This window comes from Trichlorobacter sp., from assembly GCF_030247655.1.
Taxonomy (GTDB): domain Bacteria; phylum Desulfobacterota; class Desulfuromonadia; order Geobacterales; family Pseudopelobacteraceae; genus Trichlorobacter.
Genome location: NZ_JAOTRZ010000013.1, coordinates 1 through 17435 on the forward strand (window position 1 = coordinate 1; position 17435 = coordinate 17435).

A 17435-nucleotide genomic window follows, 5' to 3' on the forward strand; every position below is an offset into this window, starting at 1 on the left:
GGCCAAGGCACTGACCGAGGCCGGGCTGACCAAGTCCAATGGTGAGGCCCGACGCTCCATTGATCAGGGCGGGGTCAAACTGAACGGTGAGAAGGTCAGCAACACCAATCTGGAACTTACCACAGTCGGCGAGTACATCGTCCAGATCGGAAAACGTCGCTTTGTGCGAATAGTGATTTATTAACCAGTAAAACATCTGAGACAAAAGACCCGTGCAACGTTACGATGTACGGGTCTTTCTATTTGCGAAAGGAAAACAAAGTATCTTGACAAATAGTTTTTAACTAACCAGATGAATGCTAATCAGATTACTTAATGATCCCTGTTTGTCACCTCGCTATAGCTGTAGTACAGTTCAGGTTGTTATCAACCTGCATGGGAGGCACCAAAATGAAAAAACTTGGCGATATCATGTTTAAAGGGCTGGTGACGATGCTTCCGGCTCTGTTGACTTTTTATATTCTCTTTTGGCTTGTGAGCTCAGCTGAAACCGTACTCGGTGGCATGCTCAAGGTACTTCTTCCGGTCGGCTGGTATATTCCCGGTATGGGTCTTTTAGCCGGACTCGGAGCAACCTTTCTTTTTGGCCTGCCACTTAACGCCTTTCTGGTGCGGCGGTTGTTTGACCTGGGAGAAAAGTTTGCTGACAACATACCACTTATAAAAACCCTCTACGGTTCTCTCAAGGATTTCATCGGATTTTTTGCTAACAAGAGAGATTCACAGTTTAATCAGGTGGTCACAATAGAACTGGAATTCGGCAATAAGCCGATGCGAATGATCGGTTTCGTTACCTGTAGCGATTTCAGTAACCTGCCAACAGGAATCGGAGAGGAGGGCGAAATCGCGGTTTACCTCCCCCTGAGCTACCAGATTGGCGGGTATACCGTTATCGTACCGCGATCATCTGTAAAGCCGGTGGATATCTCCGTCCACCGTGCCATGGGCTTTGTGGTCACCGGAGGGATGGCCACTAACAAGGGGCACAACACAAACACGGCGCAGTAGCAGTGTTTTGAAAAACATCGCGAGGAATGCTGGATACAAGGCGCACGGTGCCGACCAAGACATAACGAATAGTTAGGCGAGAAAGCGAGCACCGCGCAACGCCGTAGACAGCCTCCGTAGTAGTTTTTAAAAGACCTGATAAGGAAACACGTCGCTAACAATGCCCACATGTAAGACCACAAATTCCAGAACAGGTGTCTTGGAGCAGCAGATGGAACAACGGATAGTAGGACAAGATACGGTCAGAATGCTTGAGCTGGGGCACCCCTGGATCATTGCAGACAATGTTACCAAGCGCTGGCCAAAGGCAAAGGCAGGTGATCTGGTGCAGTTGACTGATGAACGGGGCAAGCTGTTGGCAATAGCGCTGCTGGACCCGGCTGACCGGATTGTGGCACGGGTACTTTCCCGCAAGCCGATGCAGCTTGACCGTACCTGGCTAAAAAAATATCTGCAGGCAGCAATTGCTCTGAGGGAACGGTATGCCGATCTGGATGGTACCACTGCCTACCGGCTGGTGAATGCCGAAGGTGACGGTCTGCCTGGTCTGACCGTGGACCGATATGCTGACTATCTGATGATTCAGCTTTACTGCGAAGGCTGGCGCCCCCATCTGAAACTGGTTACCAGCACCCTGCAAGAGCTGCTGCAACCGATCGGAATCTATGAGAAAGCCCGTCCCCAAAACACCCGTGAGCTGGAGGCGGTCAGTGACAGCAAGAAGTACGGCAGGTTACTGACAGGTACAGCCGCACCGCAGCGGCTGGAGGTGCAGGAAAACGGGCTGACCTTTCTGGTTTCTTTGGAAGAAGGACTTAACACTGGTCTGTTTCTGGACCAGCGGGAGAATCGCCGTGCCCTGATGCCACGCATGACTGGCAAGCGTTTCCTGAACCTGTTCGCCTACACCGGCGCCTTTTCCGTGGCAGCCGCCGCAAGCGGCTCAACCCAGGTCACCTCGGTGGATGTCTCACCTGGCTACACCGACTGGAACCAGAGCAACTTCAGCGCTAACCGGTTGAATCCTAAAAAGCACCGCTTTCTGGTGGGGGACTGCATGGCCAAACTGGCTGAAATGGCTGGCAATAATGAGCAATTTGAAATCATTCTGATGGATCCGCCCTCTTTTTCAACCACGGCCAAAGGACGCTTCACCACCCGTGGCGGCACCAGTGACCTGGTGGCAGCCTGCCTGCCGCTGCTGGTTGATGGCGGTCTGTTGATCTGTTCATCCAATCATCAGAAGACCGATCTGGCGGATTATCTGAAGGAACTGCGCCGTGGCGCCCTGCAGGCCAAGGCTGAACTGCGGGTGATTGAGCAAAAAGGGCAGCCGGTTGACTTCCCCTATCCGGTCACCCTGCCTGAAGGACGCTACCTCAAGTATCTGGTTTGTGTGAAGGGCTAAGCATTGTCACCTACCGATGACAGCATAGCAGAACCATCCCCTGAAACCTGGCTGCGGCAGCAGGCCCGCAGTGTCAAGGGCAGCATGCTGACCGCGATCCTGGCCGCCTTTGTCGGTGGTCTGCTGATCATCCTGCAGGCCCGCTTGCTGGCCACCGTCTGCCAGCGAGCCGTGATTGAAGGGATCGGGCTGGCTCCGCTGCTACCGCTGCTGGCATGGGTGGGGTTGATTGCCCTGCTGCGGGGGCTGGCCGCCTATCTTAGTGAACATGCTGCCGTGAAGGCGGCAGCGCAGGTCAGACAGCGGGTGCGTACGGTCCTGTATCAGCGTCTGCTTCTGCTGCGCCCAACCGGCATGGCCGGTGAGGTTGGCCCACTGACCGAGGCTGTCACTGCCGGGGTGGAAGGTCTTGAGGCCTACATTGCCCGCTTTCTGCCCCAGATGGTGCTGGCCGGTCTGTTTCCGCTGGCAGTGCTGCTGGTGGTGCTGCCGTCGGAATGGCGCTCCTCGCTGGTGCTGATCTTCTCGGCACCGTTTATCCCGCTCTTGATGGTCCTGATCGGCAAGGGGACGGAGACCCTGAATCGCCGTCAGTTCAGCCGATTGTCCCGCATGGCCGGCCATCTGCTGGATCTGGTCCAGGGGCTGCCGGATCTGAAGATCTTTGGCGCTGCCAAGCGGGAGGCAGAGCTGGTGGCACAGGTCTCTGACCAGTACCGCACCGGCACCATGGCGGTCTTGCGGATGGCGTTTCTGTCCGCCTTTACCCTGGAGTTTTTCTCAACCGTGGGCACCGCAGTGGTGGCGGTGATCATCGGTTTCCGTCTGCTGGCAGGGGACCTGTCGCTATTGGATGGCTTGTTTGTGTTGCTGCTGGCACCGGAATATTACCTGCCGCTGCGCAACCTGGGGCTGGCCTATCACAGCCGGATGAACGGCATGGCGGCTGCCGAGCGGATCATACCGTTGTTGGAACAACCGCTACCAACAAAAGAATTTTCACCACTGAGGGCACAGAGGAACACAGAGACATCAACTGCCGTTACAAACATGCCTACAGAGTCTTCCTCTACGGACCTCCGCGCCCTCTGCGGTGAGTCCATTGAGATTGTTTGCGAATCCGTAAGTTTCCGCTACGGCGGCCAGCGTGGCGGCGTGCAGGATATCAGCCTGGCAATCCCCGCCAACAGCATGGTTGCCCTGGTTGGAGCCAGCGGCAGTGGCAAATCAACACTGGCCCGTCTGTTGCTGGGGTTGGCCCAGCCGGAATCAGGACGGATTGCCGTAGATGGCACAGACCTGATGCAACTGGATCAGGCTGCCTGGCGCAGGCAACTGGCCTGGGTACCGCAGCAGCCGTTCTTTTTCAGTGCCACGATCAGGGCAAATCTGCTGCTGGGCAGACCTGAAGCCGATGATAATGCGATCCAGCAGGCAGTTGCTGCTGCTGCGCTTACCGCCGTGATTAACGGGTTACCAGAAGGACTGGCAACCCCCTTGGGTGATCGCGGTGCCGGACTGTCCGGCGGAGAACTGCGACGGCTGGCCCTTGCGCGGGTCTTTTTGCGGGATGCCTCGCTGGTGGTGCTGGATGAGCCGACAGCCGGGCTGGATGCGGATAACGAACAACTGGTGCTGGATGCCGTGGAACGTCTGGCTGTTGGGCGGACGGTACTGATCATCAGCCACCGCGAGGCCACCATCAGCCGTTGCCAGCAGGTTGTGGTACTGGCAGCAGGCAGGCTGGAGCAGGTAACCACCTCCCGGAAGTATCTGGAGGTGACCCAATGAGAGAACTGCTACGGATGCTGAAACCTGCCAGGCACCATTGGCGCTGGATGGCTGGAGGTATCGGGCTGGGAGTTGCCGTAATTGCAGCCAATGCCGCACTAATGGCGATCTCAGGCTGGTTCATCGCCTCCATGGCAGTTGCCGGGGTCACCCAGGCTTCCTTCAACTACTTCTTTGCCTCGGCCTCCATCCGGGCCCTGGCCATTTTGCGCGCCTTGGGTCGCTATGCTGAACGGCTGGTAACCCATGAGGCAGCCTTCCATATCCTGGCCTCCTTAAGGGTCTGGCTGTTTAAGCGGCTGATTCCACTGGCACCGGCCGGGCTTGAAAACTATGCGGGCGGTGATCTGGCCGGTCGGTTGCGGGCCGATGTGGATAGTCTGGAAAACCTCTACCTGCGGATCATTGCACCGCTTGTTACCGGAGGTTTTACCATCCTGCTGGCCGGGCTGTTTGTGCTGGTCTGGAGCAGATCAGCCGCGCTGGTGCTGGTTGCCTTGTTACTGCTGGCTGGCCTGCTGCTGCCGCTGCTGGCACGTCGCCTGGCTGAACAACCGGGCAGGCGTTCAGCAGAGCTGGCCGGTGCGCTGCGCACCAGTGTCACGGAAGGGTTGCAGGGGGCAGAAGAACTGCTACTGCTGGGTGCAAGCACTACACAGGCCCAGGCAGTGGAGAAGTTGTCTGGCGGTTTAGTACAGCAGCAACTGCGGCTGGGACAGATTGGCGGACTGACCCTGGCAGGGGTAACCGCTTGTGGTGGCCTGGCCATGGCGGGGCTGGCACTGGTCAGTATTCCCCTGGTACAGACAGGACAGTTAACAGGCCCGAATCTGGTGATGCTGCTACTTTTCAGCGCCGCCTCCTTTGAGGCAATTGGTCCGCTGGCCCATTCACTACAACTGATCCCGGCCACCAGTGAAGCGATCCGCAGGATTCGGGAGCTGGCTGATGCAGCAATACCACTGCCGGAACCGCTACAGCCGCAATCACCAGGCTCCAGCAGTATTATGCTGGATCAGATCAACTGCAGCTATGGCGATGGCCAGGCAGTGCTGGAGCAGTTCTCGCTGGCCATCAACCCCGGCGAGCGGGTGGCAGTTGTCGGGCCCAGTGGCAGCGGTAAATCCACACTAATCGAACTGTTGCTCCGTTTTCGACCCTATCAAGGCAGCATCTCCATTGGTGGTGCTGAACTACGGGATATTGCACCGGATGAACTGGCCAAACTGATTGCGGCAGTGCCGCAGCAACCGCACCTGTTCAACAGCTCCATTCGTGAAAACATCCTGCTGGGACGAGAGATTACCGATGAACAGCTAAGCGCAGCTCTGTCTGACAGTGGTCTTGAACAGTGGATCGCGGCCCTGCCGCAGGGGGTGGATACCCCGGTGGGAGAAATCGGCAGTGCTGTCTCCGGTGGTGAGGCACGGCGGATAGCACTGGCCCGGGCCTTGGTGGCGAATGCACCGATCCTGCTGCTGGATGAACCGACTGAAGGGCTGGATGGCGCTACCGAGCAGAATGTGGTAGAACGATTGAAACTACGATTGCAGGGCACAACCCTGCTGGTGGTGACCCATCGACCGGCCTGTCTGCAGTTGGCTGAACGTATCGTCAGGATTGGAGCAACAAAAGGAGCTACCGCATGAGTATTATTATTAACTGGCTGATTTCCGGCCTGGCTATTGTCATCACCGCCTACCTGCTGCCGGGAATTCACCTGTCCGGCTTCAAGGCGGCCCTGCTGACTGCGGTAGTTCTGGGGCTTATCAATGCGGTTATTAAGCCGGTCTTGAAACTGCTGGCCCTGCCATTGACGATCATGACCCTGGGGCTGTTCAGTCTGGTAATCAATGCCCTGCTGATCATGCTGACAGCCAAGCTGGTACCCGGTTTTCAGGTACAGGGGTTCCTCTGGGCATTGGCCTTCAGTCTAGTGTTGGCACTGGTCAACTGGCTCTTAAGTATTTTCAAGCAAAATGATTGAGATTAATGAAGCAGATATCCGGGTGGAGTTCTACCGCGCCTCCGGTCCTGGCGGGCAGCACCGTAACACCACTGATTCAGCGGTACGGATCAGGCACCTGCCCACCGGCATTGTGGTACATGCGGCGGAGAACCGTTCCCAACTGCGCAATCGTGAAGTGGCCATGGAGCGACTACGGCTGGCGCTGGAAAAACGCAACCGGGTGGAAAAGAAACGCTTGGCAACCAAGGTACCCAAGGGGCAGAAACTGCAACGGGTGGCAGAGAAGCGAATGGCGGCACTGCGCAGGAAGATGAGAAAACCGGAAGATTAACGAGCAAAACAAGATTTACCGCAGAGGGCACAGAGGTACACAGAGAAAAACAAGAAGCGCATATTGCAAATTAATAAACTGGTTTTTGTTTATTTCGTTTTATACCTCTGCGGTCCTCCGCGTGCTCTGCGGTGAACGGTTTTACATCAGAAATGAAGCGGCCACCGCCTGATCAGTCCCTTTCAGACGTGTCACCATCTTGTGTCGCTCGTCAGCCGGGATCAGGGCTGCCAGATGATCACGGGCACTGTCCGGGCTACCGGCAATGGCGGATGCCATCTGAAACATGATCTCAAGAGAAAGCCCGGCACGATGACCCTCCACCAGCTTGCCTATCTCAACGCGACGTTGATCATCACTCCAGGTTTTATAGATATCTTCACCGATATTTGCGAGCATGGGATGATCCCTTCAGGTTTAGTTTGAAGTTGCGTTGGTAGCACGGGTCGCAATGGATGGCAACCGCAAAACTAACGTATCAGGCGATCCAGCAGCCGGTCGATCTCCTCAACCACTATGCTGGGTAACTGATCCGTCTGCACGATCCGGTTCACTAAATCAGCCTGGATAAAGCCGGGCAGCAGCTTCAGGATCTCACCGGCATGTTCAGCGGGCAGGCGGGACAAGGCCACCGCAATGGTCTGGGGATGCTCATTCAGTAACTCTTTGGCGATGCGACGGTAGTCCATGGCGACTCCCTTGACGGTTTTTCAGATAGTACGATACTACAGATAAATTGCAACAACAGGATTGGAACAGCATGGCCCTGATTACCCTGCGCGACATATCCCTGGCCTTTGGCGGCCCTCCACTTTTTGACGGCATCAACCTGCAGATCGAGCCGGGGGACCGGCTCTGCCTGATGGGCAGAAACGGTAGCGGTAAATCCACCTTGATGAAGTTGATGGGTGGAGAGATCCCGCCTGAAGGGGGCGAGTTGATCCGCAGCCAGGGCTTACGGGTGGCGCTGGTCTCCCAGGAGATTCCGCAGGATGTTTCCGGCACGGTCTTTGAGGTGGTGGCACAGCATCCCCATGCTGCTATCGGCGCTGAGCAGTGGGAGCATGAGCAGCAGGTTGAACGGGTGCTGAACCGGCTGCATCTGGAGCCGGAAGCGCAGTTTGCCACCCTTTCCGGCGGTACCAAACGGCGGGTGCTGCTGGCCCGCGCACTGGTGGCTGCGCCGGATATCCTGCTGCTGGACGAGCCGACCAACCACCTGGATATTGAGACTATCCTCTGGCTGGAGGAGTTTCTGGTCCGCAACATCACCACCTGCATCTTTATTACCCATGACCGGGCCTTTGCCCGGCGGCTGGCGAACCGGATCGCTGAGCTTGACCGGGGACGGATCTACGCCTTTTCCTGCGGTTACGACCAGTTTGTGGAGCGGCGTGAGGCGCTGCTTGAGGCGGAAATCACCCGGATGGCCCTGTTTGACAAGAAGCTGGCACAGGAAGAGGCCTGGGTCAGACAAGGGATCAAGGCCCGTCGTACCCGCAACGAAGGCCGGGTCCGGGCACTGAAGACACTGCGGGAGGAGTACCGCCAGCGTCGCACCCGCCAGGGTACCGCCACCATCCGGTTGCAGGAGGCAGAACGCTCCGGCCGGCTGGTGATTGAGGCAGAACAGGTCGGTTTCAGCTATGGTGACCGCACCGTGATTCGCGACCTTTCCACGGCCATCATGCGGGGTGACAAGCTGGGGATCATCGGCCCCAACGGCTCCGGCAAGACCACCCTGCTGCGACTGCTACTGGGGGAGCTGGAGCCTCAGTCCGGCAGTATCAAACAGGGGACCAGGCTGGAAATCCTCTACATGGATCAGATGCGGGACCAGCTTGATCCTCAAAAGAGCGTGGCTGAGAACGTGGGGGAAGGGAACGACACCCTGATCATCGGCGGCAAATCACGCCATATTATCGGCTATCTGCAGGATTTCCTGTTCTCACCGGAACGGGCCCGCTCACCGGTCAGCATTCTCTCCGGTGGCGAACGTAACCGGCTGCTGCTGGCCAAGCTGTTCACCAAGCCGGGCAATGTACTGGTGCTGGATGAACCGACCAACGACCTGGATGCCGAGACCCTGGAACTGCTGGAAGATCTGCTGATGGAGTACAGCGGGACCCTGCTGTTGGTCAGCCACGACCGGGAGTTCCTGAATAACGTGGTCAGCTCCACCCTGGCGATCAATAGTGACGGCACGGTCAAGGAGACCGTGGGCGGCTATGATGACTGGCTACGGGAACAGCAGCTTGAGACTGCCCCCACAATTGCTGTAAAACCTGCCCAGGAAAAGGGTAAACCGCAGAAAGAGCGGCCCCGCAAGCTTTCCTTCAAGGAAGAACGTGAGCTGGAGGCGTTGCCGGAGCGGATTACGGTTCTGGAAGCGGAACAGGAGCAGATCCACGGCACCCTGGCTGATCCTGAGTTCTACAAAAATGCCGGGCCAGAGGTGGCACGCCTCAACAACCGCCTGGAAGAGCTGGATGCGGAACTGATAACCGCCTATGCCCGCTGGGAAGAGCTGGAGGCGTTGCGATGACCACAGGCCATACCAAGCAAGAACAACCGGCTGATCCTTTGCACGGTGTCACCCTTGAAACAATTTTGAAGGAGCTGGTCAGCCAGATTGGCTGGCAGGAAATGGGCAAAGCTGTTGATATCCGCTGCTTTACCCATGACCCGAACATCAAATCCAGCCTTACTTTTCTGCGCCGGACCCCATGGGCCAGAACCAAGGTCGAAGAGCTCTATCTTCGACAGAAAGCGGTATCCTGTGAAAAACACTGACATCACCTTTGATTCCCTTGGCCTGCGCCCTGAACTGCTGGGTGCGGTTGCCAGCCTGGGGTACACCAGCCCCACCCCGATTCAGGCCGAGGCGATCCCGGTAATCTTTGAAGGAGGCGACCTGCTTGCCGGAGCCCAGACCGGTACCGGCAAGACTGCGGCCTTTGCCCTGCCGATAGTGCAGATGCTGGGTGAGAATATTCCACCGGAAAAGCGGAGAAAACCCCGTGCCCTGGTACTGGTGCCGACCCGGGAACTGGCAGCCCAGGTCAGCGACGAGATGAACCGCTTTGCCCGCCGTCTCTCACTGCGCTCCACCATGATCTATGGCGGCGTAACCATCCAGGCCCAGATTGAGCGGCTGCACCGCGGTGTGGATATTGTGGTAGCAACGCCGGGACGGCTGCTGGATCATGCAGAACGAGGTACGATTGACCTTTCGCGAATCAAGTTTCTGGTGCTGGATGAGGCAGACCGGATGCTGGATCTGGGGTTTATTGACGACATCAAAAAGGTGGCAGAATACCTGCCTGCCAAGCACCAGGCCCTGTTATTTTCGGCAACGTACTCCCAAAACATCAAACAGCTGGCTGATGAACTGCTGGATCATCCCAAACGGGTTGAAGTGGCTCGCCGTACCCTGACCGCCGATGCGGTGACCCAGGCGGTTTATCAGGTGGAGCGCAGCCGTAAACGGGAGATGCTGTCGTTTTTGATCCGTAAAAACGGCTGGAATCAGGTGCTGGTCTTTACCCGTACCCGCTACGGCGCGGATAAACTGACCGAGGAGCTGTTGTTTGACGGGATCAAGGCGGCTGCCATCCACAGCAACAAGAGCCAGTCGATCCGCACCCGAACCCTGGCGGAATTCAAACAGGGCCTGTTCCGGGTACTGGTGGCAACCGACGTGGCAGCCCGCGGACTGGATATTGAACGGCTGCCCCATGTGATCAACTATGACCTGCCCCAGGTGCCTGAAGATTATGTACACCGGATCGGTCGCACCGGGCGTGCCGGAGAAGAGGGGATCGCTATTTCGCTGGTGAGCCAGGAAGAACAGATTCTGTTGGCTGCCATTGAAAAGCTGGTTAAGCAGAGTATTCCGCGCCAAAGCCTGGCAGAGTTTCCTCAGTATGCGGTCAGACGGACGGTAAAGGCAAAGGAAGGCAAGCTGGCCAAAGAGCAGGCCAGGCCAAAGAAGACAGAAGTTAAAGCTGCAACCCCCAAGCGGAAAAAAGTGGTGCCGGAGCGTCCTGCCCCCAAGACCGGTCGCCGTGGACAGAGATCAGGCAAGTAGGATCTGCTATTCCGATTCCAAATTAAGAGTGATATCAAGGCGGCGAGGATTGAGGCGACGAAGGCGTACAGATAGTACGTTGAGGAGCCGAAGACGAGCCAACGAAGGTAGCGCCTTAAGTTGGAATCGGAATTATACCGCTATAATCGTGTCACTGTAGCGCGCCACTTGCGCATCATGGGTCACAAGCCTGAGTGGTTCATGCAGTGCCTGTGCAACCAGCATCCGGTCAAACGGATCTGCATGCAGGGGAGCCAAAGCCTCTACAGCAACAGCATGTTCCGGGCTAACGGCCAACAGGCGATAACCTGATTCACGAAACCAGCCAAGTGCTTCAGCACCGGAAACCGGCATGTTGGTACGACCAAGACTGTACTTGATCGATATTTCCCAGATGGAGGCAGCACTGACAAAGATCTCATTCTCAGGTGCAGTGATCAATGCCCTGGCTGCACCGGATAGCCGTGGGTCATCACTAATGGCCCAGAGTGCAATATGGGTATCCAGCAATAATCTCATACTGCCTGCCCCGCGAACAGCCTGGCAACAGCCTCATTATCAGCGTCAAAGGTGTCAGGCAGTGTAAATTTCCCCTTGGCAACCCCCAGCCGTTGCCCCACCGGTTTTTCTGCAAGAGGAGCCAAACGGGCAACCGGCCTGCCATTACGGGCAATCACCACCTCTTGTTCACGACCGCTTTCAATCGCTTCAACCAATCGTGAAAGATTTGTCTTCGCTTCAAACATGTTTACGTTTTGCATAGGTTTACCTCCCTGCTAAACCAAGTCTAGCAGACATGGGTTTTGTTGGCAAGCAGGCTCATACATCCACCAACCAACCTGCCATCGGGTTGTATTTTTTCAGCTATCAGCTACACTTGGTGCCATGCAACGATTACGCATACCAATCATATTCCTGTTGCTGAGCCTCTGTTTTCAGGTCAGCGCCATTGCCAAGACCATCATCGTCGGTGGTGATCGGGATTATCCCCCCTATGAGTTCCTTGATTCCAACGGAAAGCCGGCCGGTTACAATGTCGAGTTAACCAAGGCCATTGCCGAGGTGATGGGGCTGCAGGTGGAATTTCGCCTGGGGGGCTGGTCGGAACAGCTGCGAGACCTGAAGGAAGGCAAGATCGATCTGCTGCAGGGGATCTCCTGGTCGGAACAGCGGGCCACCCAGATTGATTTCACCCCGCCTCACACCATCGTCAACCACGCCATCTTTGCCCGCAAGGAATCGCCCGTTGTCAGTTCACTGGCAGAGCTGAAGGGTAAAAAAGTCACCCTGCACCGCGATGGGATCATGCATGAGCAGTTGCTCCGCCAGGGCTACGGTCCAGATCTGCTACCCACCCCCACCCCGGCCGATGCCCTGCGACTTTTGGCATCAGGACAGTGCGACTACGCCGTGGTGGCCATGGTGCCGGGCATGTATATCATCCGTGAAAACAGGTTGACTAACCTGGTGCCGGTTGCCCGCAGCATCGCCTCGCAAAAATACGGCCACGCCGTACGTCAGGGCAATGGTGAACTATTGGCAAAGATGACCGAGGGATTGGCGATTCTGAAAAAAACCGGTCAGTACGATGAGATACACGCTAAATGGCTGGGGGTGCTGGAGCCGGAAGGGCTGGCCATCGGCAAGGCGATCAAGCTGGCAATTCTGGTGCTGGCGCCACTACTGCTGGTGCTGGGGGGGATGGCATTCTGGTCCCGTTCCTTACACAAACAGGTGGCCCTGCGCACCGCTGACCTGACCCGTGAGGTTGCCGAGCGGACCGCTGCCGAGCAGGAACTGCGCCGCAATCAGCAGCAATTGGTACAGGCCGATAAAATGGCGGCCCTGGGGGTATTGGTATCCGGAGTTGCCCACGAGATAAATAATCCCAACGGCTTGATCCTACTCAACATGCCGATTTTAAAGGATGTCTGCAGTGATGCCCTGGCAGCCCTGGAGCAGCAGAATCAGGTCGAACTGGGCGGGCTGGCATTTAAGCGGATCAAGGACGAGCTGCCGCTGATGCTGGATGAAATGCAGGACGGTGCGCGGCGGATCAAGCGGATTGTGGAGGATCTGAAGGATTTTGCACGCCAGGATGATGCTGCCCTGATGGAGCCGCTGGATCTGAATCAAGTGAGTCAGGCTGCAGTACGGCTGGTGGATCGGTCATTACGTACGGCAACCAACCGCTTTGAGGCTGAGTATACCGAACTGCTGTCGCCGGTATTGGGCAACAGCCAACGGATTGAACAGGTGCTGGTCAACCTGTTGTTGAACGCCTGTCAGGCACTAACTGATACGAACCGCGGAATCTTCCTGCATACTTTTATTGATGAAACCAACACTATGGCTGGGGTTTCCGTGCGAGACGAAGGTTGCGGCATTGCGCCGGAACATCTGGATCGCCTGACTGATCCGTTCTTTACCACCAAACGGGAAAGCGGCGGCACCGGGCTGGGGCTGTCGGTCTCGACCGGGATCGTCAAGGAGCATGGCGGGCAACTGCTGTTTTCCTCACCGCCCGGCCAGGGGACCACGGTCACGCTATTATTGCCGATCAACACGGAGGCAGTTCATCATGTCTGAAACCCTCTTCCCCTCCTTTGGCATCCTGCTGGTGGATGACGAACCAGCTTGGCTGCGCTCGGTGTCCCTGACACTGGAACGTTCCGCAGGTATCACCAACATCCGCACCTGCTCTGACAGCCGCCAGGTATTGAACCTGCTGGCAGGGGGAGAGATCAGGCTGGTTTTGCTGGACCTGACCATGCCCCACCTTTCCGGCGAAGAGCTGTTGACCTTGATTGCCGAACAGCACCCAGAAATCACCTGCATCGTCATCAGCGGCCTCAATCAGGTGGAAACAGCGGTTAATTGCATCAAAAAGGGGGCTTTTGACTACTTTGTCAAGACCGTGGAAGAGGATCGCCTGGTGGGCGGGGTACTGCGGGCCATCAGGCTGCTGGAACTGGAGCGTGAAAACCGTGAGATGAGCAGCCGTCTAGCAAGCGGGGGGCTGCGTCGACCGGAACTGTTCAGCCCGTTTGTAACAGCCGACCCGGCCATGCTGACCCAGTTTGCCTACATTGAAGCGGTGGCTAAAAGTCCCCAACCGTTATTGATCAGTGGAGAGAGCGGCACCGGCAAAGAGCTGCTGGCACGGGCCGCCCACGCGGCCTCCGGCTGTAAAGGTCCGCTGGTGGCGGTTAACGTGGCCGGATTGGATGATACGGTCTTCAGCGATACCCTTTTTGGGCACCAGCGTGGCGCCTACACCGGCGCTGACCAACCCCGCAAAGGGATGATCGAAGAGGCCAGCGACGGCACCCTGTTTCTGGACGAGATCGGCGACCTGAGCATCGCATCACAAGTCAAGCTGCTTCGGCTGCTACAGGAAGGGGAATACTACCCGCTGGGCAGCGACCGTCCCAAACGGCTGCGGGCCAGGGTAATTGTGGCCACCCATGCCGACCTGACCGTCAAAGAGGCATCAGGCCAGTTCCGGCGTGACCTCTACTATCGTCTCAAAACCCATCAGGTACGGATTCCGCCCCTGCGAGACCGGCGCTGCGATATCCCGCTACTGCTGGAGCATTTTCTGGCTGAGGCGGCCCAGGCCCTGGGCAAGAAAAAGCCCACCGCCCCACGGGAGCTGGTACAACTGCTGGCCACCTACTCTTTTCCCGGCAATGTGCGGGAACTAAAGGCCCTGGTCTATGATGCGGTCAGCCTGCACACTGGCGGCGTGCTCTCCATGGAACGCTTCATCAGTGCTATTGGCAGCCAGGCAACCACTCCGACAGCAGCCTCCCCGGAACGACGCAACCCGTTTCTCTGCTGTGAACGGCTACCGACCTTCAGTGAGGCTGCCGAGCTGTTGATCAATGAGGCGATGCAGCGCAGCAACGGCAACCAGACCATTGCCGCCCGCCTGCTTGGCATCTCGCAACCGGCGCTGTCAAAACGGTTAAAACTACGGGACTTATAGCGGGGAGACAGAGAATCATGAGTCGTAGCAAGGCAGAACAACTGGCGCTGGCCCATTCAGAATCAGGCCTGCATTGCGCCGAATCTGTGGCTTCAGCCATCACACACCTGTTTTGCCCTGAGCAGACCGAGATCGCCTGCCGAATGGCAACCGGTTTTGGCGGCGGCATGGCCGGCTCCCGCCAGGAAGCCTGCGGCGCCTTAACCGGCGGGGTTATTGCCATTGGCCTGCTCTGCGGCCGGGCAACACCGGACCAGGATAGAGAGCCTGCCTACCAGGTGACCACCGCCTACCGTGAACGCTTCATCGCACAATTTGGCGCCAGTATCTGCCAGACCCTTCGTGACAATTTCAGCACTCACGATACCAGAACCGCCTGCCGTAGCCTGACCGCCGAGGCTGCCGGGATACTGTATGATGTTTTAAGTGAGTATGGTTACCGGGTGAAAATGTAAGAGGCCAACTCAAACAAACAGCGGCACACTGGAGCCAAGGCCATGCACCACGCTGGTAAAGGCATTTTTACTTTCCAGTTTCTGTCTGCCGAATCGCTCCGCAAACAGGTTCTGGATCAGGGGGATACGCGAGGTACCGCCGGTCAGAAAGACTGAATCAATCTGGCTTGGCAATAGACCTGACTGTGCCACCACCTGATCAATGCAGTTCGCTATCTGCCTGATGTTATCGTGGTTAATCGCCTCAAACTCCTGCTTGTCAAGCGGCTCACAAATATTCAGATCCCGCTCAACAAAGCTGATCAAGGTCTGCTCCTGGTCCGAAAGCTCACATTTGGCCTTTTCAATGGCCTGAAACAGAAAAAACCCGAAGTTATCATCAATAATATTTTCCAGTTGCTGGATTGCCTGGCGGTCATCGGTGCTGCCTTTGATCACCCGCAGGTGTTCTCTGGTTTTGCGCGTTCGCAACAGCGGGATACGGTGCCACTGGCAGAGGGTATGGACAATACTCTTGGGGACATTGACCCACTCATCCTTACCCAGGGTCTTGTAGCGGGCGTAACGTCCAAAATGCTGCGCCACCTTATCCCACATGATCTGCGCATCAAACTTGTCGCCGGCCACGTAGACACCGCCCAGCGAGAGCACATCGCTGCGTCGATCAGAACGGCCAAACGCGCCACCTTTCACCCGAATGACCGTGAAGTCTGAGGTACCGCCGCCAAAATCACCGATGAAGACGACCCGCTCCTGCCCGGCCTGCAGGGTATCCTCAAAGGCAAGCGCCGCTGCCACCGGTTCATATTGAAACCAGATCGTGGTAAAGCCTGCCTTGCGGGCTGCCTTTTCCAGACGTTGCTCAGCCACCCGGTCTTTGGTTGGGTCGGTTGAGAACACCACTGGACGGCCCAGCACAACACTGTCCACGGTACAGCCCAGATAGGCCTCTCCCTTGGCCTTGATCTTTTTGAGGATGATCGCCACCAGATCATCAATGCCGTAACGCTTGCCAAATATCTCGGTGTGGTCAAAGCTGGTGTTAGGCAGAAAAGTCTTGATCGACTGCATAAACCGGCCGGCCGCCCCTTCATCAACATACTGGCGCACCGCCTCGTTACCGGCATAGATCTCGTTATCTTCGTTAAAATAAAGCACTGATCGCATCAACTCACCGGCACCGTTAGCGCCGTCAATGGCAATCACCTCAACCGTATTGTTCCGATAGATGGAAAGGGCCGAATTGGTGGTACCAAAATCGATACCGAAAACTGTCTGCATCTACAACGCCTCCCAACAGCAACATGAATAGTAAAAGCACCTGCAAGCTTCTTGCAGGTGCTTCTGATAGTGCTATCTGATTAATCATTAAAAGCAGCCACATACTAACAAGTACATCAGCCGTTGGATAGGTTTTTATGCGATTTTATACGCAGTTAAAACTTGGTCCTGAAAAGATATAGTACGCTTGCGATATATGAAGACAACAAAAGACGGCCTGTTGACCGCCTTTTGAGTAAAGCATGTCCTCGAAATTATCCGTGTTGAAGTTGCGATGGAATTACGTATGATGTCTTGCTTCATTACGAAGAGACACCGTGCGTTGGAAGCGGCACTAGACGCGCCCCCATCAGGTACAGGAAATAACAGCAATGGATAGATCATCAAGAAACCGGCTCAACGAACGCCATCTGCCACTGTTCAGCGGTGACACCCTCTTCGATCGCATCGCCCGTGTCGTCTGCAAGGCCGGCTGTCTGCCACGTAAAGAGCTCTATGAAGCCTGGGAAGTAGCCCGGCGGGTACGGCGCCGGTTTCGCGGCGGCAGGGTGGTGGATCTGGCCTGCGGCCATGGTCTGCTGGCCCATATACTCCTGTTGCTGGACGACAGCTCCCCGCTGGCACTGGCCGTTGACCGGTACCTACCGGACAGTGCCAAGGCACTGGCAACCGTACTGGAAGCGGCCTGGCCCCGGCTACAGGGAAGGGTCAGGCTTGAACAGGGAGAGATCGAACAGGTTGTGCTCGGCCCGGATGATCTGGTGGTCTCCGTCCATGCCTGCGGCGGGTTGACCGATCTGGTACTGGAGCGGGCACTGGCGGCCAGGGCCAGGATAGCGCTGCTCCCCTGCTGCCACGATCTGGACAGCGGGGATCAAGGGGGCTTGCAGGGTTGGCTGGACGGTCCGCTGGCCATTGACGCCACCCGGGTCGCACGGCTCAGGGCGCACGGCTACAAGGTTCAGACCCAAACCATTCCGTTGGAGATCACCCCGAAAAACAGGCTTTTGCTGGGGGAGCCTGCCTGAGGTGGACGTGTGTGGCAATAGACAGAAAAGCCTGCTTTTGGCGGGCTTTTTTAGTTGGTGCGGTGCAGAGGCAAGGAGATAAA

General features: G+C 56.8%; 18 protein-coding genes and 1 pseudogene. 14 read left to right on the forward strand and 5 right to left on the reverse strand.

Annotated features, from left to right (window positions below; genetic code table 11):
• The 7 genes and pseudogenes from OEL57_RS02020 to OEL57_RS02050 form a co-directional block, all read left to right on the forward strand.
• A partial coding sequence (locus tag OEL57_RS02020; protein ID WP_300736381.1) for a S4 domain-containing protein occupies nt 1-184 on the forward strand: 184 nt, incomplete at its 5' end.
• Between the two features lie 206 nt (nt 185-390).
• On the forward strand, nt 391-1008 hold the full coding sequence (locus OEL57_RS02025) for a DUF502 domain-containing protein (RefSeq protein WP_300736383.1): 618 nt from the start codon (nt 391-393) through the stop codon (nt 1006-1008).
• A gap of 211 nt (nt 1009-1219) precedes the next feature.
• The gene (locus OEL57_RS02030) at nt 1220-2416 is read left to right on the forward strand and encodes a class I SAM-dependent rRNA methyltransferase (protein WP_300736385.1); all 1197 of its coding nucleotides are present in this window, start codon (nt 1220-1222) and stop codon (nt 2414-2416) included.
• 3 nt (nt 2417-2419) lie between these two features.
• The gene (gene cydD, locus OEL57_RS02035) at nt 2420-4207 is read left to right on the forward strand and encodes a thiol reductant ABC exporter subunit CydD (RefSeq protein WP_300736388.1); all 1788 of its coding nucleotides are present in this window, start codon (nt 2420-2422) and stop codon (nt 4205-4207) included.
• Complete coding sequence (cydC, locus tag OEL57_RS02040) at nt 4204-5856, forward strand: thiol reductant ABC exporter subunit CydC (protein ID WP_300736391.1); 1653 nt, start codon at nt 4204-4206, stop codon at nt 5854-5856. Before cydD ends, cydC begins: the two co-directional genes overlap by 4 nt.
• On the forward strand, nt 5853-6194 hold the full coding sequence (locus OEL57_RS02045) for a phage holin family protein (RefSeq protein WP_300736393.1): 342 nt from the start codon (nt 5853-5855) through the stop codon (nt 6192-6194). Before cydC ends, OEL57_RS02045 begins: the two co-directional genes overlap by 4 nt.
• Nucleotides 6190-6507 (forward strand): annotated as a pseudogene (locus tag OEL57_RS02050) (peptide chain release factor-like protein); the annotation flags it as partial. The gene OEL57_RS02045 and the pseudogene OEL57_RS02050, both read left to right, overlap by 5 nt.
• A gap of 141 nt (nt 6508-6648) precedes the next feature.
• On the opposite strand, the gene OEL57_RS02055 reads toward OEL57_RS02050, so the two are convergent.
• Complete coding sequence (locus OEL57_RS02055) at nt 6649-6906, reverse strand: hypothetical protein (protein ID WP_300736398.1); 258 nt, start codon at nt 6904-6906, stop codon at nt 6649-6651.
• A 71-nt stretch (nt 6907-6977) separates the two neighbouring features.
• Entirely contained in the window at nt 6978-7196 is a 219-nt protein-coding gene (locus tag OEL57_RS02060; protein WP_300736400.1) for a hypothetical protein, read from the reverse strand.
• Nucleotides 7197-7267: 71 nt separating this feature from the next.
• Between OEL57_RS02060 and OEL57_RS02065 the strand changes: the two genes are divergently transcribed.
• From OEL57_RS02065 to OEL57_RS02075, 3 genes are read left to right on the forward strand one after another with little or no spacing between them, the layout of a single operon-like run.
• Complete coding sequence (locus tag OEL57_RS02065) at nt 7268-9052, forward strand: ATP-binding cassette domain-containing protein (RefSeq protein ID WP_300736402.1); 1785 nt, start codon at nt 7268-7270, stop codon at nt 9050-9052.
• The gene (locus OEL57_RS02070) at nt 9049-9300 is read left to right on the forward strand and encodes a VF530 family protein (RefSeq protein WP_300736404.1); all 252 of its coding nucleotides are present in this window, start codon (nt 9049-9051) and stop codon (nt 9298-9300) included. Before OEL57_RS02065 ends, OEL57_RS02070 begins: the two co-directional genes overlap by 4 nt.
• Complete coding sequence (locus OEL57_RS02075) at nt 9287-10597, forward strand: DEAD/DEAH box helicase (protein ID WP_300736408.1); 1311 nt, start codon at nt 9287-9289, stop codon at nt 10595-10597. The genes OEL57_RS02070 and OEL57_RS02075 overlap by 14 nt, the downstream gene beginning before the upstream one ends.
• 132 nt (nt 10598-10729) lie before the next feature.
• On the opposite strand, the gene OEL57_RS02080 is transcribed toward OEL57_RS02075, so the two are convergent.
• Together OEL57_RS02080 and OEL57_RS02085 are read right to left on the reverse strand one after the other, a co-directional pair.
• Complete coding sequence (locus tag OEL57_RS02080) at nt 10730-11116, reverse strand: type II toxin-antitoxin system VapC family toxin (protein ID WP_300736410.1); 387 nt, start codon at nt 11114-11116, stop codon at nt 10730-10732.
• Nucleotides 11113-11358, reverse strand: a complete 246-nt coding sequence (locus tag OEL57_RS02085; RefSeq protein ID WP_300736412.1) for a type II toxin-antitoxin system Phd/YefM family antitoxin — start codon at nt 11356-11358, stop codon at nt 11113-11115. Before OEL57_RS02085 ends, OEL57_RS02080 begins: the two co-directional genes overlap by 4 nt.
• Before the next feature lie 124 nt (nt 11359-11482).
• Between OEL57_RS02085 and OEL57_RS02090 the strand changes: the two genes are divergently transcribed.
• From OEL57_RS02090 to OEL57_RS02100, 3 genes are read left to right on the forward strand one after another with little or no spacing between them, the layout of a single operon-like run.
• Entirely contained in the window at nt 11483-13186 is a 1704-nt protein-coding gene (locus tag OEL57_RS02090; RefSeq protein ID WP_300736415.1) for a transporter substrate-binding domain-containing protein, read from the forward strand.
• Nucleotides 13179-14588 carry a sigma-54-dependent transcriptional regulator gene (locus OEL57_RS02095; protein WP_300736417.1) on the forward strand — a complete coding sequence of 470 codons (1410 nt, stop codon included), beginning with the start codon at nt 13179-13181 and terminating at the stop codon, nt 14586-14588. The genes OEL57_RS02090 and OEL57_RS02095 overlap by 8 nt, the downstream gene beginning before the upstream one ends.
• A 17-nt stretch (nt 14589-14605) precedes the next feature.
• Nucleotides 14606-15043: a C-GCAxxG-C-C family protein gene (locus OEL57_RS02100; RefSeq protein WP_300736419.1), complete on the forward strand. Its 438-nt coding sequence runs from the start codon at nt 14606-14608 to the stop codon at nt 15041-15043.
• A 9-nt stretch (nt 15044-15052) separates the two neighbouring features.
• On the opposite strand, the gene OEL57_RS02105 is transcribed toward OEL57_RS02100, so the two are convergent.
• On the reverse strand, nt 15053-16324 hold the full coding sequence (locus OEL57_RS02105; protein WP_300736421.1) for an Hsp70 family protein: 1272 nt from the start codon (nt 16322-16324) through the stop codon (nt 15053-15055).
• Between the two features lie 371 nt (nt 16325-16695).
• Here OEL57_RS02105 and OEL57_RS02110 point away from each other — a divergent pair, with 371 nt between their 5' ends.
• Nucleotides 16696-17352: a methyltransferase gene (locus OEL57_RS02110; RefSeq protein ID WP_300736424.1), complete on the forward strand. Its 657-nt coding sequence runs from the start codon at nt 16696-16698 to the stop codon at nt 17350-17352.
• Nucleotides 17353-17435 lie beyond the last annotated feature (83 nt).